The organism is Acidovorax sp. KNOB132 (genome assembly GCF_057541515.1).
Map to the genome: position 1 here is coordinate 1 of NZ_BAAJYT010000043.1, position 24,923 is coordinate 24,923.

A 24,923-nucleotide genomic window follows, 5' to 3' on the forward strand; every position below is an offset into this window, starting at 1 on the left:
ACGCGCACCGCCGCGGCGCGCGCATCGTGGGTCTGTGCCTGGGGGCGTTCGTGCTGGCCGAGGCGGGGCTGCTCGATGGCCGCGCCGCCACCACCCACTGGGCGCTGGCGCAGGCGTTCGCGCAGCGCTACCCGCAGGTGGCGCTCCGGCCCGAAGTGTTGTACGTGGAAGATGGCACGGTGCTGACCTCGGCCGGCACCGCCGCAGGCATCGACTGCTGCCTGCACCTGCTGCGCCAGCAGCACGGTGCCGAGGCCGCCAACTGCGCCGCGCGCCGCATGGTGGTGGCCCCGCACCGGCAGGGCGGCCAGGCGCAGTACATCCAGCAGCCGGTGGCGCCCTCGGTGCGGGGAGATCGGCTTGCGCCGCTGCTGCAGTGGCTGGGCGAACACCTGCACGAGGCGCACACGCTGGAGGCGCTGGCCGAGCGCGCCGTGATGAGTCCGCGCACCTTCACACGCCGCTTTCGCCAGTCCACCGGGACCACGGTGGGGCAATGGCTGCAGAACCAGCGCATCGCGCTGGCGCAGCGCCTGCTGGAGGGTGGAGACCAGTCGATCGATGCTGTGGCCGTCGCGTCGGGCTTCGGCTCCGCCGTCTCGCTGCGGCAGCACTTCTCGGCGGCGGTGGGCATTGCGCCCTCGGCCTACCGGCGGCAGTTCCGCGCTGCCGCCTGAAACGAGTTGCTATTGAAAATATAGCTGCCGGACCACGATGGGTATGCGCCGGCAGCCGTTTCAATCCGTTGGCGGCTGCGCGCCTGGCCTGGTCAGTCGACCTTCGCGCCGGAAGCCTTCACCACCTGCTGGTACTTGGCACGCTCCGACGCCATGAAGGCATCGAACTGCTCGGGCGTGGTGCCCACGGGCTCGGCCATGAGGGCCGCGAAGCGCGTCTTGGTCTCCGGCGCATTGAGCGCGGCCACGAAGGCCTTGTTCAGCTTGGCGATGACGGGCTTGGGCGTGCCGGCTGGCGCCACGAGGCCCCACCACGTCTCGATCGCAAAGCCCTTGAACGTGGCCGACAGCGGGGGCACGCCCGGCAGCATGGCGCTGGCCTGCGGCGAGGTCACTGCGAGCGCCTTGAGCTTGCCCGAACGGATGTTGGGCGCGGCGGCGGCCAGGTTGTCAATGTTGAAATCCACTTCGCCGGCCAGCAGCGCCAGTTGCGCGGGACTGGCACCGCGGTAGGGAATGTGCAGGGCGTAGATGCCGGCGCGTTGCTTGAACATTTCACCCGCCAGGTGGCCTGCGCTGCCGTTGCCGCCGCTGCCGTAGTTCAGCTTGGCGGGGTTGGCCTTGGCGTAGGCGATCAAATCGGCCACGGTGTTGATCTTGAGTTCCGCCGCCTTGGCCGCATTGATGACGAGCACGTTGGGCACGCTCACCATCTGCGTGATGCCGGCGAAGTCCTTGGCCGCGTCGTAGGGCATGCGGCTGTAGAGCCAGGGGTTGACGGCATGCGTCGCCGTGGCGGCCAGGCCGATGGTGAGGCCATCGGGCGCGGCCTTGGCGACGGCATCGGCGCCAATGTTGCCGCCCGCGCCCGCCTTGTTGTCGATGATCACCGTGCCCAGCGTGTCGCGCACCCGCTCGGCCAGCGCGCGGGACGTGACGTCCAGCGGCCCCCCGGGTGCGTAGGGCACGATCAGCCGGATCGGCGCATCCTGCGCGTAGCCCAACGGGGATGCAAACGCCGTGGCGAGGGCGGCGGCCGAGAGAAGGAGGTTTCTGCGATTCATGCTGCCATTGTGCAAAAAATTGAAAGGGGGTCCGGCGGTGCGAGGTCGCAGCGCCGTCCTACAGGGCCCGCGAGGGGGCATTTCTATAAACGTCGAAGCCGTTTCCCAGTTTGCACCCCATCACGCGCCGCCGCACCGGCGGAAAAAGGACATTCCATGCCGCAGGCCGCTCCGCACGACACCGTCACCGCATCGCGTTATGCCCAGTGCATTCGTGCCTGCAGCGAATGTGCCGATGCCTGCGACTACTGCGCAGCCGCGTGCCTGCGCGAGCCCGAGCCCCGCTGCATGGTGCAGTGCATCGCCCTGGACATGGACTGCGCCGCGCTGTGCCGTGTGGCCGCCGCCGCCATGGCCCGCGAAAGCGCCCACGCGCCGGAGATCTGTGCCCTGTGCGCCCGCCTGTGCGACAGCTGCGCCAACGAATGCGCCCGGCACGGCATGGCCCACTGCCAAGCCTGCGCCGAAGCTTGCCGCCGGTGTGCGGAGGCCTGCCGTGCGCTGTCGCGCTGAAGCCCATCCATCAAAGCCGGCGGATGGCTATTACCGGTTGTTACTTCTGAGATACCGTGTGGAAGTGACCGCTTAAGGTCCGGGGCGTTGAATGGCATCTCGGACCCCGCACCAAGGAGCCACCATGTCCATCCGCCTCATCACCCTCGCCGCCGCTTCGGTGGCCACCAGCCTGCTCACCGGCTGCGTCGTGGCCCCGGTCGGCCCGGGCTACTACGCAGGGTCCGGCTATTACGGCGGGCCGGGCTACTACCAGACCGAATCCGTGTACGTGGCGCCGCCGCCCGTGGTGGTGGCGCCGACCATCGGGTTCTTCGGCGTCTATGGCCGGGGCGGCTATGGGCGCGGCTATTACGGCCGGCCGGGCTGGCGCCGCTGAAGGCCGCGCGCCGGGTGCGCGCTCCTTGCTGCAAGCTGGCGCCCGGACCGCGTCAGCCTGAGATGGCTCCGGAGGGTTGGGCGGAAGGCTCGCTCGCCCCGTGCTTGTCGGCCTCGGATGTGAAGGCGTCTGCATAGAACTCATCAGGGGGGAGCTGGCGTTCCGCGCTGTACACCACCCGTGCCGTGTCGACCACGATGGGGGCGCCGCAGGCATAGACCTGATGGCCCGACAGATCGGCATGGTCGTCCATCACGGCCTGGTGCACGAAGCCCGTGCGGCCCGCCCAGGCGTCTTCCGGCAAGGCATGGGACACCACGGGCACATAGGCCAGCTGGGGCATCGTGGCCATGCGCTCGCGCACCCAGCCATCCATGTATAGATCGCCGGGACGGCGGCCGCCCCAGTACAGCGTGACCGGGCGCTCAATGCGCTTGGCCTGAATGTGTTCGAGCAGCGCCTTGATCGGGGCGAAGCCCGTGCCCGAGGCCAGCAGGATGATGGGCTTGGGGCTGTCCTCGCGCAGGAAGAAGCTGCCGAAGGGGCCTTCCACACGCAGGATTTCCTTTTCCTTCATGGCGCCGAACACGTGGTCGGTGAAGCGCCCGCCCGCCATGTGGCGGATGTGCAGTTCCAGCCCCGGCGCGTCGGCCTGGGTGTGGGGCGCGTTGGCCATGGAGTACGCGCGGCGCGCACCGTCGCGCAGGATGAATTCGATGTACTGGCCGGCGTGGTAGCGGAACGTGTCCGCCGCGGGCAACTGCAGGCGCACCTGCATGACGTCGTGCGACACCCGCGTGAGCGTGGACACGCGCACCGGCAGCTTCTTGATGGGGTAGGCGCTTTCATCGGTCACCTGGCGCGATTCGAGCACCACGTCGGTCAGCGGCTGGGCGCAGCAGGTGAGCACGAAGCCCGCGTCGGCCTCGGCCGCGCTCAGGGCCTTGGACTGGTGCTCGCCATGGGCGACGGAACCGCTGAGCTTCTTGCACTTGCACGAGCCGCAGGCCCCATCCTTGCAGCCATAGGGAAGGCCCACGCCGCTGCGGATGGCCGCGGCCAGAATGGATTCGCCGGGCTGTGCGGCAAAGGCCCGGCCGCTGGGCTGTACGGTGATCTGGTGGGCGGCTGCGGCCGTCTCTGCGGGGGTCATGGAGTGGGTATCCTTGGAAGTTCTTCTCGCCAAACGGATCCAATTTTGCCCTCAAACCAAAGCCCCCTCGGGGCCCTGCCGGCGCGCTTTCGCCGCCAGCGCGTGCTCATCATCGGCTGTGGCGACGTGGGGCTGCGGGCGGCCCGGGTGCTGGGTGCATCGGCCGGCGGGCCCCGGCCTCGGGTGCTGGCCCTGACTTCCAGTCCTGGGCGCAGGGCGCCGTTGCGCGCCGCCGGCATCACCCCCCTGCTAGGCAACCTGGACGATGCGCCCAGCCTGCGCCGTCTATCCGGCCTGGCCACCCGCGTCCTGCACCTGGCGCCCCCGCCGGGCGATGCGGTGCCGGGTGCTGCCAAAGGGTATGACGGCCGCACGGTCGCCCTGGCGCGGGTGCTGCGCCTGCGCACCTTGCCGCGCGCGCTGGTGTATGGCTCGACCAGCGGGGTGTATGGCGATTGCGGCGGCGTGTGGGTGACCGAGGCGCGCCCGGTCGCGCCCGCCACGCCTCGCGCGCAACGCCGGGTGAATGCCGAGCGCGCCGTGCGCCACCTGGGCCGCAGCGCCGTGCGCGCCAGCATCCTGCGCATTCCCGGTATCTATGCGCCCGACCGCGAAGGCGGCACGCCCGAAGCCCGCCTGCGCCGTGGTACCCCGGTGCTGCTGCCCGAGGACGATGTCTACACCAACCACATCCATGCCGACGACCTGGCCCGCGCCTGCGTGGCGGCCCTGTGGCGCGGCCAGCCGCAGCGCGTGTACCACGTGAGCGATGCGAGCGACCTGAAGATGGGCGACTACTTCGATCTGGCCGCCGACCTGTACGGGTTGCCGCGCCCGCCGCGCATCGCGCGCAGCGATGCGAAGGCGCAGTTGCCCGCGCCGCAACTGAGCTTCATGGGCGAGTCGCGCCGGCTGGATGCCACGCGGCTGCGCAAGGAACTGCGCGTGGTGCTGCGCTACCCGACCGTGGCCCAGGGCCTGCGCGCGACCTGACACGCCCACCCGCACGCATCAGCGCGGGTGGACGTTTCCTTGCTGGTCGTAGCAGCGGAACACGTTGCAGTGCGAAATCGGCGCTGAGGGCACCGGGAGAGCCGGCTGGACCACCACCGGGCGCCGGGGCGGCAGCACCACGACGGCGGGGGGGCGCATAGTAGTCGCCACTGCCGCCGCTGTAATTGCGTGACCGTTCGACTTCCGCATAGCCCTGCGGGCCGAGGCAGTCGAGGTCCATCTGGCGCTGGGCGGCCGTCAGGCGGGCCTGGCCGTCGTAATTGCCCCCGCCCGATTCGCTGGCCACCCGGTCGAGGTTGCGGCGCGAGCGGGCGCATTCGGGCGAGCGGGACGGATCGGCCGGGGCCCGGGCGGCGGCGCGCTCGCGTTCCTGGCGTGCCTCCTGCTGGGCTTCCTGGCGCTCGATCTGCTGGCGCTGCTGCTTGAGCTGCAACGCCTGCAGGGCCTGGGCCCGCTCCTCCTCGATTTCCTCGCGGCTCTTGCGCGCTTCGACCTCGCGCGCGGCCGTGCCTTTGTCGCACGCTCCGTCGGTGTAGGTGACCTTGCCGGAGACGGGGTCGGTGCAGCGCATCACCTGGGCATGGGTGGCCAAGGGGGCCGCAGCGCACGCCACCACCGCCAGCGCGGCGCCGAGGCGCCATGCGGCAGAGCGAGGTGCTAGGAAGACAGGGCGCTGGATCATGGCCGTTTCCTGTGGGCGATCGGTCGGTTCAGGTCAGTGGAGCCGGGCGGTCAAGGCCGGTTCTGGGGATTTTGCTCCAGGCGCCAACCCGGTGCCGGCCGCTGGTCTTGCGCGCCCGGCGGGCGGCGGTCCTCGCCGCGCTGGCGGTCAGCCTGTTCGCGGCGCTGGCGATCCAGTTCAGCGCGCTGACGATCCATCTCGGCGCGGCGCCGGTCGGCATCCGCACGCTGGCCGTCCCGGTCCCTGTCGCGGCGGCGGTCGGCGTCGCGCGCTTCCCGGGCCTCGCGGTCCCGGCGGTCGCGCCAGGCGCGCTCGCGGTCTTCGCGCATCTGCCGTTCACGCCAGTCGTCCCGGCGATCGTCACGGCGGTCCCAGCCATACGCCGGCACGGGCGTGGGTACATAGACGGGGTAGGCGGGCCGGCTGTAGCCATAGGCCGGCTGTTCGTACACGGTGATCGACGTCGAGCCGTTGGCCGGGTAGGGATAGGACGGCGTTGCCGGATAGTTGGCGGACGGATAGGCGGGCTCGTAGTAGGGGTCGCCGGGCACCGCGCAGCCCGTGGCCAGCACGGCCAGGGTGCCGGCGGCAAGGATTCGGAGGGCGGGGTGGAACATGGAAAGGCCTCGCTGGCTGGTGGCCGCGCTGCAGGGAGCGTCTGGCGGCCGATGGGTGACGGCGGCGGTCAGGCGACACGCCGCGCCCGTGTGTGACGCGCTGATGACCATTTTGGTTGACCTTGCGCGGGCGCCATTGTCAGGCTTTGCCCCGTCTTCACACAGCGGGCGGATCGATGATCTGGCCGGCGAATGGATCTGGGCCGCGCCGCCGGCCGTGTGCCATGCGCGGCCCGTTCTACACTGTGCAGCTTTGCCTTCGGACGACCTTGGTGCGGCCGAAGGCCCCATCTGGCCGACATGACCGAAGATTCAGAACTTACCCCCGTGCAGGAACCCCGCCTGTGGAGCGACGAGCGCTGGACTGCGCGCGTCGTCAAGAACGAAGACGACGATGGCTGGGCCGTCGAGATGACGCTGCGGGGAGAGTCCGAGCCCGCGCTGGTCGGCCCCTGGACCATGGGGCGCGACAAGAAGAATCCCAAACCGCTGGATGTCTCGGCCTTCCACACGCTGGTCAAGACCGCGTCGGAGGTGCTGCGCCGCCACGAGCAGCAACTGCATGCCCGGTTGAACAAGAGTGTCACGGTCACCGTGCGGGACCAGCGCGTGCGCGTTTCGCTGGCGATCGAGCCGGACGATGAACACCCGACCGCGACGCTGAGCGCGCATTCGGCGCTGGACGACGAACTGCTCGCCCGCGTGGGCGTGTCGCCCGGCTTCGTGCTCACCAGCGCCAGCGCAGCGGCCTGGGTGGAGAACGGCTACCCGAGGCCGCGCTGAGCGGCGGCGAGGCCGCCGTGGCCCCAGCGCCGCCGTGTTGGCTGGCAGGATTTACTTGGGCAGCACGCGGCGCATGGTCTCGGCCAGGTCTTCCGCGACGAACTTCGCCACGTAGCCGTCGGCCCCCACGCTGCGCACATGGTCCTCGTTGGCCGAGCCCGACAGCGAGGAGTGGATGACCACCGGAATCTTGTTCAGGCGCGCATCCTGCTTGATGTTGCGGGTGAGCGTGAAGCCGTCCATCTCGGGCATTTCCAGATCGGTCAGCACCAGCGCGACGCGATCGGCGGCGGTCTTGCCCTCGGCCTCGGCGGCGCGGGCGATGGCGTTCAGCCGGTCCCAGGCCTCCTTGCCCGACTTGGTCATTTCGTAAGGCGCGTGCAGGGCCTGCAGTTCCTTCTCGATGAGCGAGCGGGCCACGAACGAATCGTCGGCGGCCAGGATCATGGTGCCGGGCTTGAGCTTCAGGCGCGGGCCGACCTTCTCGGGATCGACCTTGTGCTCGTCGGAAGGCGAGACCATCTGCAGGATGGCCTCCACGTCCAACACCTGCGCGAGGCGGGAGCCATCGGTGTTGCCATCCAGCCGGGCGATGCTGGTCACCAGCTGGCCGCCGGTGCCGCTGGCTTCGGCGGAAAGCACCTGCTTCCAATCCAGCCGAACGATGTCTTCCACCGATTCCACGGCGAAGGCTTGCGTGGTGCGCGCATATTCGGTCACCAGCATGATGTTCAGGCCGGTCTGCGGCTTGCAGCCGACGATGGAGGGCAGGTCGAGTACCGGGATGATCTGGCCGCGCAGATTGACCACACCCAGCGAGTGCGGCGTGGCGCCGGCGATGGGTGTGATGCTGGGCATCGCCACGATCTCGCGGATCTTAAAGACGTTGATGCCGAACAGCTCGGACTTGCCCAGGTTGTCGTCGATGCCCAACCGAAAGAGCAGCAACTCGAATTTGTTGGTTCCGGTGAGGTTGGTCCGCTCGTCAATTTCCTGCTGCACTGCCTTCATCGCTGCCCCCTTCGCATTGGATACGCGTGTTTACAAATTTTAGAGCGGGATGGGAAAGGCCCGGTCCTAATATTTTCCCTTGTTGCGCCCGCGCTCCGATTGGCAAGAGCGCAGTGCAATCTTCTTGCCAGCGAGAGCGGCAATGGGTATCAGGCGGGGAATTCCAATCCCAGGAGTCATCCCGGGCCTGCCGCTCACGCGGCCTTCAAGGTTCCCCCTGGCCAGGATTCGGGATCGCCGTGGGGGCGCAAGCGAAAGACCGCCACGGCCTGTACCAGTTGCTGCGCCTGCTGCTTCAGGCCGTCCGCCGCCGCGGCGCTTTGTTCCACCAGCGCGGCGTTCTGCTGGGTGGCCTGATCCATCTGCATGACGGCCTCGCCCACCTGGGACACGCCGGCGCTTTGTTCGCTGCTGGCGGCGCTGATCTCGGCCACGATGTCGGTGACGCGCCGGATCGAGGCGACCACCTCGCCCATCGTGGTGCCCGCCTGGTCGGCCAGCACCGATCCCTGCTGCATGCGCGTGACGCTGGCATGGATCAGGGTCTTGATTTCCTTGGCGGCCTCGGCGCTGCGCTGGGCCAATTGGCGCACCTCGCTGGCCACGACCGCGAAGCCGCGCCCTTGTTCGCCGGCCCGCGCCGCTTCCACGGCGGCGTTCAATGCCAGGATGTTCGTCTGGAAGGCGATGCCGTCGATGACACCCACGATGTCGGCGATCTTGCGGCTGCTGTCGTTGATGCCGCGCATGGTGCTCACCACCTCCGACACCACATCGCCGCCCTTGGAGGCCACGGTCGATGCGTTCAGGGCCAACTGGTTGGCCTGCCGGGCGTTTTCCGCGTTGGCCTGCACGGTGGAGCTGAGTTCCTCCATGGAGGCCGAGGTTTCTTCCAGCGCACTGGCCTGCCGTTCGGTGCGGGCCGAAAGGTCGTTGTTGCCTTGCGCGATCTCGCCGCTGGCGCTCGCCACGCTGTCGGCGTTGTCGCGCACTTTGCCCACCACCTGAGACAGGCTGGTCTGCATCGCATGGAGTGCGTTCAGCAACTGGGCGATTTCATCCTGCCCGCGGGCGTGGGTGGCCTGGGTCAGGTCGCCGGAGGCCACGGCTTCCGAAATGCGCACCGCATTGCCCAGCGGTTGCGTGACGGTGCGGCTGAACAGCACCGCGCCGAAAACGCTGGCCCCGCACACGACCAGCATCACGGTCAGGCTGATCCAGTTGGCCTGGCGCGCTGCCGTCGCAGCCTCCAGGGACACGGCCGCGCTGGCTTTGCTGATCAGGTCGCCCGTCTGCTCCAGCAGTTGCGCCGGCTCCCGGTCCATGCCCTGCACGGCTTGATCGCCTGCGGCCGGGTCACGGCCCGATGCCTTGAATGTTTCGAACCCTTTGCGGTAGGCCACTCCCATGCGTTCGTGTGCGATCAGGAACTGGCCCACCCGCTCACGCGCATCGCCTGCGGCCAAATCGTCCATCAGCTTGCGCGCCTGGGCTTGCACGGCCCCTTCGCTTTTCGCGAAGGCGGCCCAATAGCGCGACAGTTGCGCATCGTCCTTGCCCCGCAGCAGCGTGTTCTTCCATTCCTGTACCTGCACCCGGAAGTCGCCCAGCACGTCGGCGGCCATCCGCTCTTGCTGGGTATGGGTGGCGACCGTGGTCTGGTACGTGGTCAGGGCCGAGTTCAACCGGCCAAGGCCGAACAGCGCAGCGGCGAAAAGCAGCAAGAGGGCGAATGTAAAGACGAGCGGGAGTTTTCGGCTGAGCTTCATCGGAAGATCCCTGAGGGAGTGGGAGGGCGCCCCTTCGTGAGGAGCGTCCCGGACTGTCGGATGGATGAAGTGTATTGAAATATCATTTCTATCATAAAAATCATTTTTAACTTTCCATGCAGCGGATCGCGCCATGAAAAAAGCCTTGCGCGAAGGCAAGGCTTTTCTCGGGCGGGGCCGATGCCATCGGCCTGGGGCGGGTTAAACCACGTTCGCCGCGCGAAGCAGCGCAATGCGTTCGGCGTCCAGCCCCAGCCCCGCCAGCACCTCGTCGGTGTGCTGCCCCAGGGCCGGCGGCGCCCGGTGCAGCACCGGCGGCGTGGCTGACAGGCGCAGGGGGCTGGCCACCCCGGCGATTCGGTCGATGCCGTCGCCGGGCTCGCCCTGTGGCCACCGGGCTTGCTCCACGCGCAGGCCCCGGGCCTGCACCTGCGGGTCGTCGAACGCCTCGGCCAGCGTGTTGACCGGGCCGCAGGGGACGGCCTTGTCCTGCAGCAAGGTGATCCAGTCGGCCGTGGTGCGGGTGCGGGTGACCTCCTGCAGGGCGGGGACCAGCTCGGCCCGGTGCCTGACCCGCAGCGGGTTGGTGGCGAACCGGGCGTCCTGCGCCCATTCCGGCCGGCCGGCGGCGGCGCAGAACCGCGCGAACTGCCCGTCGTTGCCGATGGCCAGCAGCATGGCGCCGTCGGCGGTGGGAAAGTCTTGGTAGGGCACGAGGCTGGGGTGCGTATTGCCCTGGCGGGTCGGCGCCTGCCCGGTGGCCAGGAAGCCCGAGGCCTGGTTGGCGAGCACGGCCATGCCCACGTCCAGCAGCGCCATGTCGATGTGCTGGCCTTCGCCGGTGCGCTCGCGCACGTGCAGCGCGGCCAGGATGGCGTTGCTCGCGTACAGCCCGGTGAACAGGTCGATCACGGCCACCCCCACGCGCAGCGGGCCGGCGCCCGGCTCGCCGTCGGCCCGGCCGGTGATGCTCATCAGGCCCGTCATGGCCTGGATCATGAGGTCGTAGCCGGCGCGCTCGGCATAGGGCCCGTCTTGCCCGAAGCCGGTCACCGAACAGTAGATGAGCCGCGGGTTGGCCGCGCGCAGGCTGGCGTGGTCCAGTCCGTACTGGCGCAGGCCGCCGACCTTGAAGTTCTCCACCACCACGTCGGCCTGCTGCGCCATCTGGCGGATCAGCCCCTGCCCCTCGGGCGTGGCCATGTCGATGGTGACCGAGCGCTTGTTGCGGTTGCAGGCCGTGAAGTAGGCGGCCTGCGCCGTGTCGTTGCCCGCATCGTCCTTCAGGAACGGCGGGCCCCAGTGGCGCGTGTCGTCACCTACGCCGGGGCGCTCCACCTTGACCACGTCCGCCCCCAGATCGGCCAGCACCTGGGTGCACCAGGGGCCGGCGAGCACGCGGGACAGGTCGAGCACGCGGATGCCGGCGAGGGCACCCGCCGGGGCTTGGGGGGTCGTGGTCATGCAGAAATCACTTTGCTATTAAAAAAGTAGCAATATGCCCTAGTACTGATTGCGCTGGAGGCCTGAAAGGCCATGAACTGCCCGTCAGCGCCCGCCCTGGCGGTCCAGGCGGGGGCGCGTGGGTCGGTCCGCCGGTTCAGTTGGCAAAGGCCGCGATGCCGGTCTGGGCCCGGCCCAGGATCAGCGCGTGCACATCGTGCGTGCCCTCGTAGGTGTTGACCACTTCCAGGTTCACCAGGTGGCGCGCCACGCCGAACTCGTCGCTGATGCCATTGCCGCCCATCATGTCGCGCGCCATGCGGGCGATATCCAGCGCCTTGCCGCAGCTGTTGCGCTTGATGATGGAGGTGGCCTCGACCGAGGCGGTGCCGTCGTCCTTCATGCGGCCCAGGCGCAGGCAGGCCTGCAGGCCGATGGCGATCTCGGTCTGCATGTCGGCCAGCTTCTTCTGGATGAGCTGGTTGGCCGCCAGGGGCCGGCCGAACTGCTTGCGGTCCAGCGTGTACTGGCGCGCGGTGTGCCAGCAGAATTCCGCCGCGCCCAGGGCGCCCCAGGCGATGCCGTAGCGGGCGCTGTTCAGGCAGGTGAAGGGGCCTTTCAGGCCCTGCACTTCAGGGAAGGCGTTTTCCTCGGGCACGAACACTTCGTCCATCACGATCTCGCCGGTGATGCTGGCGCGCAGGCCCACCTTGCCGTGGATGGCCGGGGCGCTCAGGCCCTTCATGCCCTTTTCGAGCACGAACCCGCGGATCGGGCCGACCGCGCCGGCCTCGGACACTTCCTTGGCCCAGACCACGAACACATCGGCGATGGGGCTGTTGGTGATCCACATCTTGGCGCCCGACAGCGAATAGCCGCCCGGCACCTTCTTGGCGCGCGATGCCATGCTGCCCGGGTCGGAGCCGTGGTCGGGCTCGGTCAGGCCGAAGCAGCCGATCCACTCGCCGCTGGCCAGCTTGGGCAGGTACTTCTGTTTTTGCGCCTCGGTGCCGAACTCGTGGATCGGCACCATCACGAGGGAGCTTTGCACGCTGGCCATCGAACGGTAGCCCGAGTCCACGCGCTCGACCTCGCGGGCGATGAGGCCGTAGGCCACGTAGTTCAGGCCGGGGCCGCCGTACTGCTCGGGAATGGTGGGGCCCAACAGGCCCACTTCGCCCATCTCGCGGAAGATGGCGATGTCGGTCTTTTCACGGCGGAACTGCTCCAGCACGCGCGGGGCGAGCTTGTCCTGGCAGAAGGCGGCGGCGGCGTCGCGAATCATGCGCTCGTCGTCGGTCAGTTGCTGGTCGAGCAGGAACGGGTCGCTCCATTGGAAGGCGGCGTGGGCCATGGGGGGGTCTCCGGGGAAGGTGGGTTCGGATCGGCTCCGGTGTGCGAAAAGCGCATGGGTGGCCGGGTTGGTGCGATGGTAGGCGCATGGATCGTGCGGTGCAAGCGAGGATGCTGCATCCAGACATGCGATCAATTCATATCTGAATAGCCGGTCGGGTGCGGGTTTCGGCACAATCGCGCCATGCGCCGAACCTTGCCCTCCACCCAGTCCCTGGCCTGCTTCGAGGCTGCGGCCCGCCATGAAAGCTACACCCGCGCGGCCCAGGAACTGGCGCTCACCCAGGGCGCCGTGTCGCGGCAGATCATGGCGCTGGAGGATTTCCTGGGCGTGGCGCTGTTTCGCCGCACGCGGCACGGCGTGGCACTCACCCCGGCGGGCACCCATTACGCGCGGCAGGTGGGCCGCTGGCTGCAGGGGCTGGAGCGCGACACGCTGGACGTGATGGCGCACCAGGGGCAGGGCGGGTCGATCGCGCTGGCCGCCGTGCCCACCTTCGCCACGCGCTGGCTGATCCCGCGCCTGCCCCTGCTGGCCCAGGCGCATCCGGACATCGTCGTGCACATCGAGACGCGCACGCGGCCCTTCCTGTTCGCCGACACCGGATTCGACGCCGCGCTGTATGCCGGCACGCCCGAGCAGGTCAGCAACTGGCCGGGCACGCAGGCCCTGCGGCTCTTGCAGGAAGACGTGGTGCCCGTGTGCAGCCCGCGCCTGTTGCCCGGCGGGCAGCCGCTCGAACCCCAGGCGCTGGCGAGCCTGCCGCTGCTGCAGCAGACCACGCGCCCCTACGGATGGCGGCAATGGTTCGAGGCCATGGACGTGCAGGCGCCGCGCGCGCTCGACGGGCCGCGCTACGAGTTGTTCTCCATGCTGGCCGTGGCCGCTTCGCACGGGCTGGGCGTGGCGCTCATGCCTCCGCTGCTGATCGAGGCCGAGCGGGCCCGGGGTGAACTGGTGCTGGCCTGCGAGCGGCCCCTGCGCGGCGAACGCGCCTACTACCTCATCACCCCGGCGCAGCCGCAGCCCCCCGTGCTGGCCGCCTTCGCCGATTGGTTGCAGGACATGGCCGCGAGTTGAGCCCCTGGGTGCCTTCCGTGCCGCCGGCCGATTGCGTGCGGGTGGCGGCGCGGCTACCCTTTGGGTCAGCTGCAGCTCAAGCGCAAGGCCATGGGCCCGAGGACTGCAGCGTCTGTGCAACCAACAAGGAGAAAGCTTCATGGGAACCGTTTATCACGCACCGCATTTCGACCCCACGGTGGATGAGCTCGAAGCGCTCAAGCAACTGGAGCTGGGCCGTGCCATCAGCGTGCCCGAGGCGCTCACGCACCACCTGTCGGGACGGCTCTACGAACGCGGCTACGTGGCCAAGAATCCGGCCGGCGATCTGGCCATCACCGACGCGGGCCGCCAGCTGATCCGCCGCCAGGAAAGCTGACCGCCAGCCCTCGCCCCAACGACCCGACCCGGCCCCATGCCGGTGTCCGCACCCGGCGCCGCCCCTCCAGCCATGGAGGGGCCGCCGGGTTTTTTGATGGGAGGCCGGGTCCCGAGACCCCGCTGCAACCGCCTTCGTCCTACAGACGACCCGCGGGAGGCGGTTTTAAGGTATCGCCTGTGCTGCTTCACGGCGTGTTGAACCCCAAGCGGCACGACAAACCCATCCGAGGAGCAGCCATGCCAAGAGGTGACAAGTCGGCGTACACAGACAAGCAAAAACGCCAAGCCGAACACATCGAAGACAGTTATGAACACCAGGGTCTCAGCAAGCCGGAGGCCGAGCGCCGGGCCTGGGCCACGGTGAACAAGGATTCCGGCGGTGGCAAGCAGTCCGGCAGCGGACGCAACCCATCCAACCGCTGACACGAGGAGATTCTTCTCACCCTTTTTGTGCCCCCAGCGTCGTGGATGCCAGTCATAGCTTGCTTCCGATGGTCTGTTCCTATTGAAGGATTGAACATATGAAAGAAACTCTGACTGTCCTCGCCGGATTCATGCTGTTTTCCAGCCTTGGAATCGCCTATCTGGCCGCTTCGGTCATGAGCGGTCTCTGAGCTGCAGGAAACAGAGCATCTCGGTCCGCATCCCGACGCCGGCACCCGGCACCCCGTACCGCCTTCCATCCCGCCGCCACCCACTTTTCCATCCTCCATGGCCTCCCATCCTCCCGCCCCAGGCAAGGCCGACCTGCCCGTCGAGCCCGATGTGCCCGCGCCCCCGCCCGAACAGGCGGATGAACCACCGCATGTGCAGTACGCGAGCGGCCATGCTGCAGGGAGCCTCCGATGAATCGCGGAGGTACCGAGCGGGAGGTGTCCGACGCGGAAAAGCGTGTGGGTGCCGTGCTGGAAAAGCTGGAAGAACAGACGGACTCCGAGGTGGAGAAGATCGCCCTCGAAGACGTGGTGGACACCGATGCCGAAACCGGCCGCCCCGAAGTGCGCAAGGCCGTGGACATCCGGGTCAAGCCCAAGGTGCAACGCAAGTGGACCAAATGAGGCTTTCAGCCGCTTGAAGCCGGTACTGCATCGAACAATCAGTGTCGCGATCCAGTTTTAATTAAAAACTGCTTTCGAAATCTGCCGACCCGCACGCCACCCGCGCTGCGGGTTCTTTCTTGTGTAGGCAGCTGCTGACGCCAACGGATGGCTTCCGCCCGCGCGGGCTCTGCGGATCGGGTCTTAGCCTTCAGGTCATGCAAAGCCATTTTGTTTTGCACTTACCTCACCGAAAGGAATCACCATGAACACCGATCAAGTCAAAGGCGCATTGAAGGACGTGGCAGGCAAGGTTCAACAAAAGACCGGCGAGCTGATCAACAGCCCCGAGCAGCAAGCCAAGGGCGTTGCCAAGCAGGTCGAGGGCACCACCCAGAAGAACTACGGCGACGCCAAAGAGAACATCAAGGATGCCGTGAAGTAATGCCTGCATGAGGCGTTTCGCCTCTGCGGTTGAAAAGCCCCGGTGCGGCAACGCGCCGGGGCTTTTTGCTGGCCGCTATCCCGGATGAGCGCTGTGAACCTGAAGCGCCACGCGCATTGGCACCATGGGGAGGGCCGGAGCGCAGAAAGCAAAAAGCCCGCGAAGGCGGGCCATTCATTCAGAGTGTGCAAGATGCAGCGAGGAACAAGCTGCTGTGCATTCATGGCCAGAAAGCCATGGTGCCCGGGGCCGGAATCGAACCGGCACGCCTTGCGGCGGGGGATTTTGAGTCCCCTGCGTCTACCAATTCCACCACCCGGGCGACGCGAAGATCGAAGCCGCGAATTATGGCACAGTAGCGCGCTATGAAGACCTATCCCACCATCGAAGACGCGATTGGACACACCCCCTTGGTCGCGCTGCAGCGCATCGGCGCGCAAGAGAACGCAGAGCGCGGCACCGTGGTGCTGGGCAAGCTGGAGGGCAACAATCCGGCCGGGTCGGTCAAGGACCGGCCTGCGCTGTCGATGATCCGCCGGGCGCAGGAGCGCGGAGACATCCAGCCGGGCGACACGCTGATCGAGGCCACCTCGGGCAACACCGGCATCGCGCTGGCCATGGCCGCGGCCATCAAGGGCTACCGCATGGTGCTGGTGATGCCGGAGGATCTGTCGGTGGAGCGCGCGCAGACCATGAAGGCGTTCGGTGCGGAACTGATCCTCACCCCCAAGAGCGGCGGCATGGAATACGCCCGCGATCTGGCCGAGACCATGGTCAAGCAGGGCAAGGGCGTGGTGCTCGACCAGTTCGCCAACCCCGACAACCCGCGCATCCATTACGAGACCACCGGCCCGGAGCTGTGGGAACAGACCGAAGGGCGCATCACCCACTTCGTGAGCGCCATGGGCACCACGGGCACCATCACGGGCGTGTCGCGTTTCCTGAAGGAAAAGAATCCCGCCATCCAGATCATCGGCGCGCAGCCCAAGGATGGCTCGCGCATCCCCGGCATCCGCAAATGGCCGCAGGAATACCTGCCCAAGATCTACGACCCGAGCGCGGTGGACGAGACGATCAACGTGGGCCAGGACGACGCCGAGGACATGTGCCGGCGCATGGCGCGCGAAGAGGGCATCTTTGCCGGCATCTCGGCGGCGGGCGCCTGCTGGGCCGCACAGGAGATCGCGCGGCGCGAATCGAATGCGACCATCGTCTTCGTGGTCTGCGACCGGGGCGACCGCTACCTGTCCACGGGCGTGTTCCCGGCGTGAGCCGGCCGCTGGGATGCCCTGGATGGGGCGCCGCACCGGCTTTCAGGCTCAAAAAGGCCGCATGCCGGGGTATCCATTGCCTTGTCTGCTATTGAAAATGTAGCGCCTATGTACGAAACCCGTTTCTGCACCCACTGCGCCACGCCCCTGGCGCGCATCACGGTGGCCGAGGATGGCGGCGATGTGGAGCGCCTGCGCTGCCCGGCCTGCGGCTGGACGCACTGGAACAACCCCACGCCCGTGCTGGCGGCGGTGGTGGTGCGCGACGGGCAGGTGCTGCTGGCGCGCAATGCGGCCTGGGCGGGCAAGCAGTACGCGCTGATCACGGGCTTCATGGAGGCGGGCGAGACGCCCCAGGAGGGCATCACGCGCGAGATCAAGGAAGAGACGAACCTCGATGTGAGCGCGCTGGCGCTCATCGGCGTGTACGACTTCCAGCGCATGAACCAGGTCATCATCGCCTACCACGCGGTGGCGCACGGCGAGGTGCGGCTGTCGCCCGAACTGGTGGATTACCGCCTGCTGGCGCCGGAGGCTGTGAAGTGCTGGCCGGCCGGCACCGGCTACGCGCTGGCGGATTGGCTGCGAACCCAAGGCATCGAACCCGAATTCGTGGATCTGTTCCACAGCGGCGCAGCCCCTTCCGCTGCTTAGAATGGGGCTCATTCGCCCAGGAAGCATGTGATGGACATCCACAAGGAAATCGACACCCGCGGTCTCAATTGCCCGCTGCCCATTCTCAAGGCCAAGAAGGCCCTGGCCGACATGGTGAGCGGCCAGTTGCTCAAGGTGGTCTCCACCGACAACGGTTCGCTGCGCGACTTCCAGGCATTCGCCAAGCAGACGGGCAACGAGCTGGTCGAGCAGCAGACCGTGGGCGACGAATTCATCCACCTGCTGCGCCGGCGCTGAGCGCCAGCAGGGCGGCCTTTCCGTCTCAGGCGCTGATACGGCCCGGCACCGCGCCGACGCAGCGGTGACCGGGCCAATTTGTGTTCGCAGTGCCCTCAGTGCAGGGCCGCACCGGGCCCTGCGCTTCTTCAGATCTCCACGGTCTTGAGGTATTCGCGGAAGGCGGCACCCACCTGAGGGTGCTGCAGCGCCAGTTCCACCGTCGCTTCCAGAAAGCCTTCCTTGCTGCCGCAGTCGTAGCGCTTGCCTTCGTAGCGGAAGGCGTACACGGCCTCGCGCGCCATGAGGCGGGCAATGGCATCGGTCAGCTGGATCTCGCCGCCCACGCCCTGGGGCTGGTTGCGGATCTCGTCGAACACGCCGGGCGTGAGGATGTAGCGGCCGGCCACGCCCATGCGCGAGGGGGCGTCTTCCGGTGCGGGCTTTTCCACGATGCGGTCGATGCGGATCAGCGGGCCGCCGGCGGGCTCGCCGGCCACGATGCCGTAGCGGCGCACCTGGTCGGCGGGCACTTCCTGCACGGCCAGCAGCGAGCGGCCCTGCTTGCGGAACGCGGTGGCCATCTGCGCCAGCACAGGCTGGCCGCCGGGCAGGCCGACCATCAGGTCATCGGCCAAAAAGCACGGCGAAGGGCTCGCGGCCGACCAGCGGCTCGGCGCACAGCACGGCGTGGCCCAGGCCCAGCGAGCGGGGCTGGCGCACGAAGGCGCAGTCCATGTCGCTGGGGGCGACCGAGCGCACCAGCTGCAGCAGGTCGTTCTTGCCGGCGGCTTCGAGTTCGTTTTCCAGCTCGTAGGCGGTGTCGTAATGGTCTTCGATGGCGCGCTTGCTGCGGCCGGTCACGAAGATCATGTGGCGGATGCCGGCGGAATAGGCTTCCTCGACCGCGTACTGGATCAGGGGCTTGTCCACCACGGGGAGCATTTCCTTGGGGGATGCCTTGGTGGCAGGCAGGAAGCGGGTGCCCAGGCCTGCCACGGGGAACACGGCTTTGCGGATCGCGGAAGTGTTGTCGGTCATCGATGGTCCTTCTTGGGGTCGGTCAGTCGGTGTCGTAAAGGGTGAACGTGGGGGCGAAGCCCGCGCTATCAAGCCAGCCGGGCCAGCTGGTCGCGCAGGCGGGCCAGCGTGGCGCCGAAATCGGCCACGCGCTTTTTCTCCTGGTCGATCACGGCGGGCGGTGCCTTGGCCACGAAGGCCTCGTTGGACAGCTTGGCCTGCGCCTTGGTGATCTCGCCGTCGATGCGGGCGATCTCCTTGGACAGGCGCGCCTTTTCGGCCGCCACGTCGATCTCCATGTGCAGGCACAGGCGGACGTCGCCCACAACGGCCACGGGCGCGGCCTGCGCGGCAGCGGCCCAGGCGGCATCGTCTTCGAACACCTGCACCTCGCTGAGCTTGGCCAGGGCCTGCAGCGCGGGCGCGGCCGAGCGCATGAAGGCCGCATCGCCCACCGCGTAGAGCGGCAGGCGCGTGGCGGGCGAGACGTTCATCTCGCCGCGCAGCGTGCGGCAGGCGTCCACGAAAGCCTTCAGGCGCGCCACGTGGGCGATGGCGGCTTCGTCGACCTTCTCCAGCTGCGCCTGCGGGTAGGCGGCGATGCTGACCGATTCACCCGCGCGGCCGGCCACGGGCGCGACCTTCTGCCACAGGGCTTCGGTGATGAACGGGATCAGCGGGTGCGCCAGGCGCAGGATGGTTTCCAGGGTGCGGATGAGCGTGCGGCGCGTGGCCCGCTGCTCGGCCGGCGTTCCGGTCTGGATCTGCACCTTGGCGATTTCCAGGTACCAGTCGCAGAACTCGTTCCAGACGAAGTCGTAGATCGTGTTGGCCACGTTGTCCAGGCGGAACTCGGCAAAGCCCTTGGCCACCTCGGCCTCGACCTGCTGCAGCAGCGAGACGATCCAGCGGTCGGGCTGGCTGAAGGCCAGATAGCCGCCGCCTTCGCAATCGGCCGGGGTGTGCTCCTGCAGGCCGCAGTCCTGGCCTTCGCAGTTCATCAGCACGAAGCGGCTGGCGTTCCAGAGCTTGTTGCAGAAGTTGCGGTAGCCCTCGCAGCGCTTGCTGTCGAAGTTGATGCTGCGGCCGAGGCTGGCGAGCGCCGCGAAGGTGAAGCGCAGCGCATCGGCGCCGTAGGCGGGAATGCCCTCGGGGAACTCCTTTTGCGTGTTCTTGCGCACCTGGGGCGCGGTCTCGGGGCGGCGCAGGCCGGTGGAGCGCTTTTCCAGCAGGGGGTCGAGCGCGATGCCGTCGATCAGGTCCACCGGGTCGAGCACGTTGCCCTCGGACTTGCTCATCTTCTTGCCCTGCGCATCGCGCACCAGGCCGTGGATGTACACGTGCTTGAACGGCACGCGGCCGGTGAAGTGCGTGGTCATCATGATCATCCGGGCGACCCAGAAGAAGATGATGTCGTAGCCCGTCACCAGCACGGAGGAGGGCAGGTAGAGGTCGTAGTCCTTGGTGGCGTTCTGATCGTCAAGGGCTTCGGGCCATCCGAGCGAGGAGAAGGGGACGAGCGCGGCGGAATACCACGTGTCCAGCACGTCCTCGTCGCGCGTGAGCACCTTGCCCGCACCGGCCTGCGCCTGCGCCTCGGCCTCGTCGCGCGCCACGTACACGTTGCCCGCTTCGTCGTACCACGCCGGGATCTGGTGGCCCCACCACAGCTGGCGGCTGATGCACCAGTCCTGGATGTTGTTCATCCACTGGTTGTAGGTGTTGACCCAGTTCTCGGGCACGAACTGCACCTCGCCCGAGGCCACGGCGTCGATGGCTTTCTGCGCGATGCTCTTGCCGGTCGGGTCTTTTTCGCTCACTTTGCCCATGGCGACGAACCATTGGTCGGTCAGCATGGGTTCGACCACCTGGCCCGTGCGGGTGCAGATGGGCACCATCAACTTGTGCTTCTTGGTCTCGACCAGGGCGCCCGCGGCCTCCAGATCGGCCACGATGGCCTTGCGGGCCACGAAGCGGTCCAGGCCCTGGTACCTGGCCGGCGCGTTCTCGTTGATGGTGGCCTGCAGGGTCAGCACGATGATCATCGGCAGGTTGTGGCGCTGGCCGACCTGGTAGTCGTTGGGGTCGTGCGCGGGCGTGACCTTGACCACGCCGGTGCCGAATTCCTTGTCCACGTAGGCATCGGCGATGATGGGGATCTCGCGGCCCACCAGCGGCAGCGTCACCGTCTTGCCGATGAGCGCGGTGTAGCGCTCGTCCTCGGGGTGCACCATCAGCGCCACGTCGCCCAGCATGGTCTCGGGGCGGGTGGTGGCCACCGTGAGGCTGCCGCTGCCGTCGGTCAGCGGGTAGGCGATGTGCCAGAGCGAGCCGTCCTTCTCTTCGTTCTCCACTTCGAGGTCGGACACGGCGGACTGCAGTTTCGGGTCCCAGTTCACCAAGCGCTTGCCGCGGTAGATCAGGCCCTGCTGGTACAGGCGAACGAAGGTGTCGGTGACCACCTTGGAGAGCTTGTCGTCCATGGTGAAGTATTCGCGGCTCCAGTCCACGCTGTCGCCCATGCGGCGCATCTGCGTGGTGATGGTGTTGCCGCTGTGTTCCTTCCACTCCCAGACCTTGGCGACGAAGTTCTTGCGCGCCTCGGGCGGCGTGGCGCCCATGTCGTGGCGGCTGATGCCCTGCTCCTGCAACTGGCGCTCCACCACGATCTGCGTGGCGATGCCCGCGTGGTCGGTGCCGGGAATCCACGCCGTGTTGAAGCCCTTCATGCGGTGGTAGCGCGTGAGGCTGTCCATGATGGTCTGGTTGAACGCATGGCCCATGTGCAGCGTGCCCGTCACGTTGGGCGGCGGCAGCTGGATGGAGAAGGCGGGCTCGCCCGCCTGGGCCTGGCGCGAGCCACGGTAGCCCGCATCGCCATAGCCCCGGCGTTCCCACTCGGGGCCCCAATGGGCCTCGATGGCAGCGGGCTCGAAGGATTTGGACAGGCTTTCAAGGCCGGGTTGGTTCAGGGGCGAGCTCATGGGGTCTGGTGGGTGCAAGAAGAGGCCAACGGGCAGGCGGCTGCCTGGGCTTCGGGTCAGGAAGGGGACCGGGCATTTTAAGGCAGCGGCACCAGCGCTCCGCGGGCGCTGGGCCCGGCGGGCGGGCCGGATCTGCTATCGCTTTGTTACCTTTTGCCGAAGGCTGCAAGGGGATGTGAGCAAGATGGCTGCCGATAATCGTCGGCCTCGGAGCCATCGGGCGCACTTGCCAGGGGTGGCCGGCTCCGTGCCGTGCCGCCAAGGTCCCATTCCCATTCCAACAAATCCGCACCCATGGCCCTTCATCCCTCGCTGCGCGCCGGTCTCGGCAAAGCCTTTCTCTGGTCGGTGCTGTCGCTGTTCGCGGTGCCGCTGGTCACCCTGTTCTTCGCGAGCCATGTGCAGCGCGACCTGGACGCCAGGTTCCTCGCCGCCATCGAATCGCGCATCGACGCCGCCACGGACCTGTCCCCGGCGGACCGGCAGGAACAGAAGGACTACTACCGGGCGCATCCACCCTCCACGATCTGCACCGACCGCACGCCCGATGCGCAGGAATACCGCGAGGCCATGTGCCCGCCGTATTCCAACAACTGGCAGTTCTTCGTGGCGCGCTCCGTGGCGCTGTGGACGTTGGTGGCCGGCGCGCTGGTGCTGGTGGCCGCGCTGGCGCTCGGGGCGCTGGCCTTCGTCAACCGCCGGCTGCAGCACGCGAGCTTCGTGGCCGGCTGGCGCCTGATGACCGCCGCGAGCGCGCTGGAGGTGGTGGTGCAGGGCGCGATGGTGGCCTGGCTGTCGTTCTGGGTGACGGCGTATTTCTGGCACCGCTATTCGCCCAAGCTCATCATGGCGGTGGCGATCGGCGTGGCGGTGGCCGTGGTGCTGGCGGTGGTGGGCATCTTCAAGCGGGTGAACCGCCACAGCGAGGTCGAGGGCGAGCTGGTGCAGGAGGCCGACGCGCCGCTGCTGTGGCAGCGCATCCGCCACATGGCCGCGCGGCTGCAGACCGCGCCGCCGCAGCACATCGTGGCCGGCATCGACGCCAATTTCTTCGTGACCGAAGCGCCCATCCACGTGGCGGGGCAGGTACTCACCGGGCGCACGCTGTTCGTCAGCATTCCGCTGCTGCGCCTGCTCGACCAATCCGAGGCCGACGCGGTGTTCGCCCACGAGCTGGCCCACCTGGGCGGGGGCGACACCGAAAGCAGCGCGCGCCTGGGGCCGAAACTGGTGCAGTACGACCAGTACCACCATGCCATGCGCACCTCCGGCCTGACGGCGGTGGTGTCCCCGCTGCTGGGCCTGTACCGCCTGATCTTCGAGTGGGCCCTGGCACGCGACAGCCGGGCGCGCGAGTTCCAGGCCGACCGTATCGCCGCGCAGTTGGTGTCGCCCCAGGCCATCGGGCAGTCGCTGGTCAAGATCGCGGCCTATGCCAGGTACCGCCACAAGATCGAGAGCGACCTGTTCGACAAGGAAGAGCAGCTGGCGGGCGATCTGGGCATCGCACACTTCATCTCGAGCGGGCTGCCGCCCTATGCGCAGTCGGCGGAGTTCCGCACCGCGATGCAGACGGCCAACGTGCCCCATCCGTTCGACACCCACCCGCTCATGCCCGAACGCATCCGCAACGTGGGCTGGGTGCTGCCCGAATCGGACTACGGCGCCATCGTGGTGCGGCCGCCCGAGCGCACCTGGGCGCAGGACATCCTCACGGCAGACGCCATCGAGCAGCGCCTGTGGAGCGATTACGAGCAGGCCTTCGCGCAGGGCCACGAGCGCAGCCTGGCCTACCGCTACGAGCCGGCCAATGCCGAGGAGCTGGCGGTGGTGCTCAAGTACTTTCCGGCGCGCCAGTTTGCGCTGAAGGGCGGCCACACGGTGCAGGTGAGCCACGAAGGCATCGCCACGTCGGCGGATGGCACCACGGTGCCCTGGGACGCGGTGAAGGCCATGGCCTTCAAGGACAGCATCCTGGGCGATTCGCTCACCATCACGCACCCGGAAAAAAGCCTGCTGCGCGCCAAGAGCACGAAGCTCAAGCTGCCGGGCCTCAAGAAGGACAAGCAGCGCTTCAAGGCGACGCTGGAGCACTACTGGGAGCGCCACCAGGTCATGCGCGGGCGCGAAACGCTGGACGATTGAGCGGCCGGCCCCGGCCCCAGGCCGATGCCCAGGCCGAGGCCCAGCGATGCGGGCCGGTCAGCCCTTGGCGTACTCCGGCCGATCGTTCTGCGCGGGCTTGAGCGGCGCGGCGCTCTTGCCCTCGGCACGCTCCTTGCGCCACTGCTCCTTGCGCGCGGTCCACTCGTTCAGGCGCTGGTGGGCCACCGTGCTGTCCTTTTCCATCTGCTGCGCATCGGCCAATTGCGCCGACAGCTCCAGGCGAATGCCGTTGGGATCGAAGAAGTAGATGCTCTTGAAGATGTGGTGATCGGTCACGCCGAGCACTTCGACGCCATGCGCTTCCAGGCGGGCCTTGGTGTTCTCCAGCTCCTGCACCGTGTCCACGCGGAACGCGATGTGGTTGACCCACAGTGGGGTGTTGGGCGAGGGCTCGGCCTTCACGTCGTCGCCCAGGTCGAAGAAGGCGATGAACGAGCCGTCCTTCAGCCGGAAGAAGAAGTGCGTGTAGGGGCAGTACTCGCCCGTGCTGGGCACGTAGTCGCTCTGGATGATGTGGTAGAGCGGCAGGCCCAGGATGTCTTCGTAGAACTGCCGCGTTTCCTCGGCGTCGCGCGCCTTGTAGGCGTAGTGGTGCAGCTGCTGCACGGCGGCGGGCGGGGGCAGGGTGGACAGGTCGGGTTTCGGTCTTGGCACGGCGTTCATGGCGGTCTCCGTCGGGTGGATCTGAAAATTGTACTATCCGTAATACATTTCACCTAAGTGAATTTGCGTTGCCGGTCCTGCGGCCGTATAGTCCGGCCCTTCGATCGCTCCGATCGCCGCCACCGAGGTTCTTCACCCATGCGCCTGTAAGCCCCCTCCGTCCGTTCCGCTTTCCCCCCAACGATCCGGGGAGGCGGCCGATTCGATGGCTTGGAGCTTGACCATGGCGACATTCAACGCGGACGCCCGTCCGCCCCGCGGCGCAGCGCGCACCGCATCCGTTTCCCTTTCCTCTTCTTCCACGTCTTCTCCCCTGGCGGCTTGCGCGCCGGCGCGGGAGGGCGCGCTGCTGCGCCTGGCCCGGGTGCAATGGCGGGGACCCGACGGCGAGGCGCTCTGGGCCGAGCCGCCCACACTCCACCTCGCCCCCGGCATCACCGGCCTGGTGGGCGACAACGGCGTGGGCAAGAGCGTGCTGCTCGCCCTGGCGGCTGGCACGCTGGCGCCGGCCTCGGGCACCGTGGAGCGGCCGGGCCGCCTGCATGCG

The 24,923-nt window shown here is 67.9% G+C and carries 25 protein-coding genes, 1 tRNA gene and 1 pseudogene; 15 read left to right on the forward strand and 12 right to left on the reverse strand.

The features are described 5' to 3' along the window. Window positions 1-677: GlxA family transcriptional regulator (locus AC27IO_RS08930; protein WP_498738515.1), on the forward strand; the 677-nt coding region annotated here is incomplete at its 5' end. 92 nt (window positions 678-769) lie between these two features. Here AC27IO_RS08930 and AC27IO_RS08935 read toward each other — a convergent pair. Beyond that, window positions 770-1,741, reverse strand: a complete 972-nt coding sequence (locus AC27IO_RS08935; RefSeq protein WP_272564462.1) for a tripartite tricarboxylate transporter substrate binding protein — start codon at window positions 1,739-1,741, stop codon at window positions 770-772. Window positions 1,742-1,897: 156 nt separating this feature from the next. Between AC27IO_RS08935 and AC27IO_RS08940 the strand changes: the two genes are divergently transcribed. Together AC27IO_RS08940 and AC27IO_RS08945 are read left to right on the forward strand one after the other, a co-directional pair. Then, the gene (locus AC27IO_RS08940) at window positions 1,898-2,254 is read left to right on the forward strand and encodes a four-helix bundle copper-binding protein (protein ID WP_284428994.1); all 357 of its coding nucleotides are present in this window, start codon (window positions 1,898-1,900) and stop codon (window positions 2,252-2,254) included. A 124-nt stretch (window positions 2,255-2,378) separates the two neighbouring features. Then, on the forward strand, window positions 2,379-2,633 hold the full coding sequence (locus AC27IO_RS08945) for a hypothetical protein (RefSeq protein ID WP_284394909.1): 255 nt from the start codon (window positions 2,379-2,381) through the stop codon (window positions 2,631-2,633). A 52-nt stretch (window positions 2,634-2,685) separates the two neighbouring features. On the opposite strand, the gene AC27IO_RS08950 is transcribed toward AC27IO_RS08945, so the two are convergent. Beyond that, the gene (locus AC27IO_RS08950) at window positions 2,686-3,786 is read right to left on the reverse strand and encodes a CDP-6-deoxy-delta-3,4-glucoseen reductase (RefSeq protein ID WP_284428993.1); all 1,101 of its coding nucleotides are present in this window, start codon (window positions 3,784-3,786) and stop codon (window positions 2,686-2,688) included. A gap of 45 nt (window positions 3,787-3,831) precedes the next feature. Between AC27IO_RS08950 and AC27IO_RS08955 the strand changes: the two genes are divergently transcribed. Further along, complete coding sequence (locus AC27IO_RS08955; protein WP_498738519.1) at window positions 3,832-4,779, forward strand: NAD-dependent epimerase/dehydratase family protein; 948 nt, start codon at window positions 3,832-3,834, stop codon at window positions 4,777-4,779. On the opposite strand, the gene AC27IO_RS08960 is transcribed toward AC27IO_RS08955, so the two are convergent. Then, on the reverse strand, window positions 4,679-5,482 hold the full coding sequence (locus AC27IO_RS08960) for a DUF4124 domain-containing protein (RefSeq protein WP_498738521.1): 804 nt from the start codon (window positions 5,480-5,482) through the stop codon (window positions 4,679-4,681). The two genes, AC27IO_RS08955 and AC27IO_RS08960, sit on opposite strands and share 101 nt — an antisense overlap. 50 nt (window positions 5,483-5,532) lie before the next feature. Beyond that, window positions 5,533-6,099: a hypothetical protein gene (locus AC27IO_RS08965; protein WP_284428990.1), complete on the reverse strand. Its 567-nt coding sequence runs from the start codon at window positions 6,097-6,099 to the stop codon at window positions 5,533-5,535. A gap of 300 nt (window positions 6,100-6,399) precedes the next feature. Between AC27IO_RS08965 and AC27IO_RS08970 the strand changes: the two genes are divergently transcribed. Next, complete coding sequence (locus AC27IO_RS08970; RefSeq protein ID WP_498738523.1) at window positions 6,400-6,882, forward strand: hypothetical protein; 483 nt, start codon at window positions 6,400-6,402, stop codon at window positions 6,880-6,882. Window positions 6,883-6,933: 51 nt separating this feature from the next. On the opposite strand, the gene AC27IO_RS08975 is transcribed toward AC27IO_RS08970, so the two are convergent. The 4 genes from AC27IO_RS08975 to AC27IO_RS08990 form a co-directional block, all read right to left on the reverse strand. Next, window positions 6,934-7,893, reverse strand: a complete 960-nt coding sequence (locus tag AC27IO_RS08975) for a chemotaxis protein (protein ID WP_284428988.1) — start codon at window positions 7,891-7,893, stop codon at window positions 6,934-6,936. 194 nt (window positions 7,894-8,087) lie between these two features. After that, on the reverse strand, window positions 8,088-9,662 hold the full coding sequence (locus AC27IO_RS08980) for a methyl-accepting chemotaxis protein (RefSeq protein WP_498738525.1): 1,575 nt from the start codon (window positions 9,660-9,662) through the stop codon (window positions 8,088-8,090). Between the two features lie 201 nt (window positions 9,663-9,863). Next, entirely contained in the window at window positions 9,864-11,126 is a 1,263-nt protein-coding gene (locus AC27IO_RS08985) for a CaiB/BaiF CoA transferase family protein (protein ID WP_498738527.1), read from the reverse strand. 136 nt (window positions 11,127-11,262) lie between these two features. Beyond that, window positions 11,263-12,459: an acyl-CoA dehydrogenase gene (locus AC27IO_RS08990; protein ID WP_498738529.1), complete on the reverse strand. Its 1,197-nt coding sequence runs from the start codon at window positions 12,457-12,459 to the stop codon at window positions 11,263-11,265. Window positions 12,460-12,642: 183 nt separating this feature from the next. Between AC27IO_RS08990 and AC27IO_RS08995 the strand changes: the two genes are divergently transcribed. From AC27IO_RS08995 to AC27IO_RS09015, 5 genes are all read left to right on the forward strand, one after another. Then, window positions 12,643-13,539: a LysR substrate-binding domain-containing protein gene (locus tag AC27IO_RS08995; RefSeq protein ID WP_284405899.1), complete on the forward strand. Its 897-nt coding sequence runs from the start codon at window positions 12,643-12,645 to the stop codon at window positions 13,537-13,539. Between the two features lie 139 nt (window positions 13,540-13,678). Further along, on the forward strand, window positions 13,679-13,897 hold the full coding sequence (locus AC27IO_RS09000) for a hypothetical protein (protein WP_272548552.1): 219 nt from the start codon (window positions 13,679-13,681) through the stop codon (window positions 13,895-13,897). 239 nt (window positions 13,898-14,136) lie between these two features. Beyond that, entirely contained in the window at window positions 14,137-14,322 is a 186-nt protein-coding gene (locus AC27IO_RS09005; protein WP_317351876.1) for a hypothetical protein, read from the forward strand. A 422-nt stretch (window positions 14,323-14,744) separates the two neighbouring features. Continuing rightward, window positions 14,745-14,957: a hypothetical protein gene (locus AC27IO_RS09010; RefSeq protein WP_317351879.1), complete on the forward strand. Its 213-nt coding sequence runs from the start codon at window positions 14,745-14,747 to the stop codon at window positions 14,955-14,957. A gap of 244 nt (window positions 14,958-15,201) precedes the next feature. Next, complete coding sequence (locus AC27IO_RS09015) at window positions 15,202-15,381, forward strand: CsbD family protein (protein ID WP_284405902.1); 180 nt, start codon at window positions 15,202-15,204, stop codon at window positions 15,379-15,381. A gap of 237 nt (window positions 15,382-15,618) precedes the next feature. Here the strand turns inward: AC27IO_RS09015 and AC27IO_RS09020 are convergent. Then, window positions 15,619-15,703: transfer RNA gene (locus AC27IO_RS09020), tRNA-Leu, on the reverse strand. Window positions 15,704-15,746: 43 nt separating this feature from the next. Here AC27IO_RS09020 and cysM point away from each other — a divergent pair. The 3 genes from cysM to AC27IO_RS09035 all read left to right on the forward strand — a co-directional run bounded on the left by cysM (window position 15,747) and on the right by AC27IO_RS09035 (window position 17,564). Further along, on the forward strand, window positions 15,747-16,652 hold the full coding sequence (gene cysM / locus AC27IO_RS09025) for a cysteine synthase CysM (RefSeq protein WP_284428975.1): 906 nt from the start codon (window positions 15,747-15,749) through the stop codon (window positions 16,650-16,652). A 108-nt stretch (window positions 16,653-16,760) separates the two neighbouring features. After that, window positions 16,761-17,306 (forward strand): NUDIX hydrolase, encoded by a 546-nt coding sequence (locus tag AC27IO_RS09030; protein WP_284405904.1) that lies wholly within the window; start codon window positions 16,761-16,763, stop codon window positions 17,304-17,306. A gap of 30 nt (window positions 17,307-17,336) precedes the next feature. Beyond that, complete coding sequence (locus AC27IO_RS09035) at window positions 17,337-17,564, forward strand: sulfurtransferase TusA family protein (RefSeq protein ID WP_272548545.1); 228 nt, start codon at window positions 17,337-17,339, stop codon at window positions 17,562-17,564. 128 nt (window positions 17,565-17,692) lie between these two features. On the opposite strand, the pseudogene galU reads toward AC27IO_RS09035, so the two are convergent. Together galU and AC27IO_RS09045 are read right to left on the reverse strand one after the other, a co-directional pair. Continuing rightward, window positions 17,693-18,584, reverse strand: a pseudogene (gene galU, locus AC27IO_RS09040) (UTP--glucose-1-phosphate uridylyltransferase GalU). A gap of 68 nt (window positions 18,585-18,652) precedes the next feature. Then, the gene (locus AC27IO_RS09045) at window positions 18,653-21,547 is read right to left on the reverse strand and encodes a valine--tRNA ligase (protein ID WP_498738536.1); all 2,895 of its coding nucleotides are present in this window, start codon (window positions 21,545-21,547) and stop codon (window positions 18,653-18,655) included. Between the two features lie 294 nt (window positions 21,548-21,841). Between AC27IO_RS09045 and AC27IO_RS09050 the strand changes: the two genes are divergently transcribed. Next, a complete protein-coding gene (locus AC27IO_RS09050) occupies window positions 21,842-23,692 on the forward strand; it encodes a M48 family metallopeptidase (protein ID WP_498738538.1) in 1,851 nt (616 codons plus the stop codon). 57 nt (window positions 23,693-23,749) lie between these two features. On the opposite strand, the gene AC27IO_RS09055 is transcribed toward AC27IO_RS09050, so the two are convergent. Further along, on the reverse strand, window positions 23,750-24,376 hold the full coding sequence (locus tag AC27IO_RS09055; protein WP_317351891.1) for a VOC family protein: 627 nt from the start codon (window positions 24,374-24,376) through the stop codon (window positions 23,750-23,752). A 223-nt stretch (window positions 24,377-24,599) separates the two neighbouring features. Here AC27IO_RS09055 and AC27IO_RS09060 point away from each other — a divergent pair. Continuing rightward, window positions 24,600-24,923 (forward strand): ATP-binding cassette domain-containing protein (locus AC27IO_RS09060; protein ID WP_498738541.1); only part of this gene is annotated, 324 nt, incomplete at its 3' end.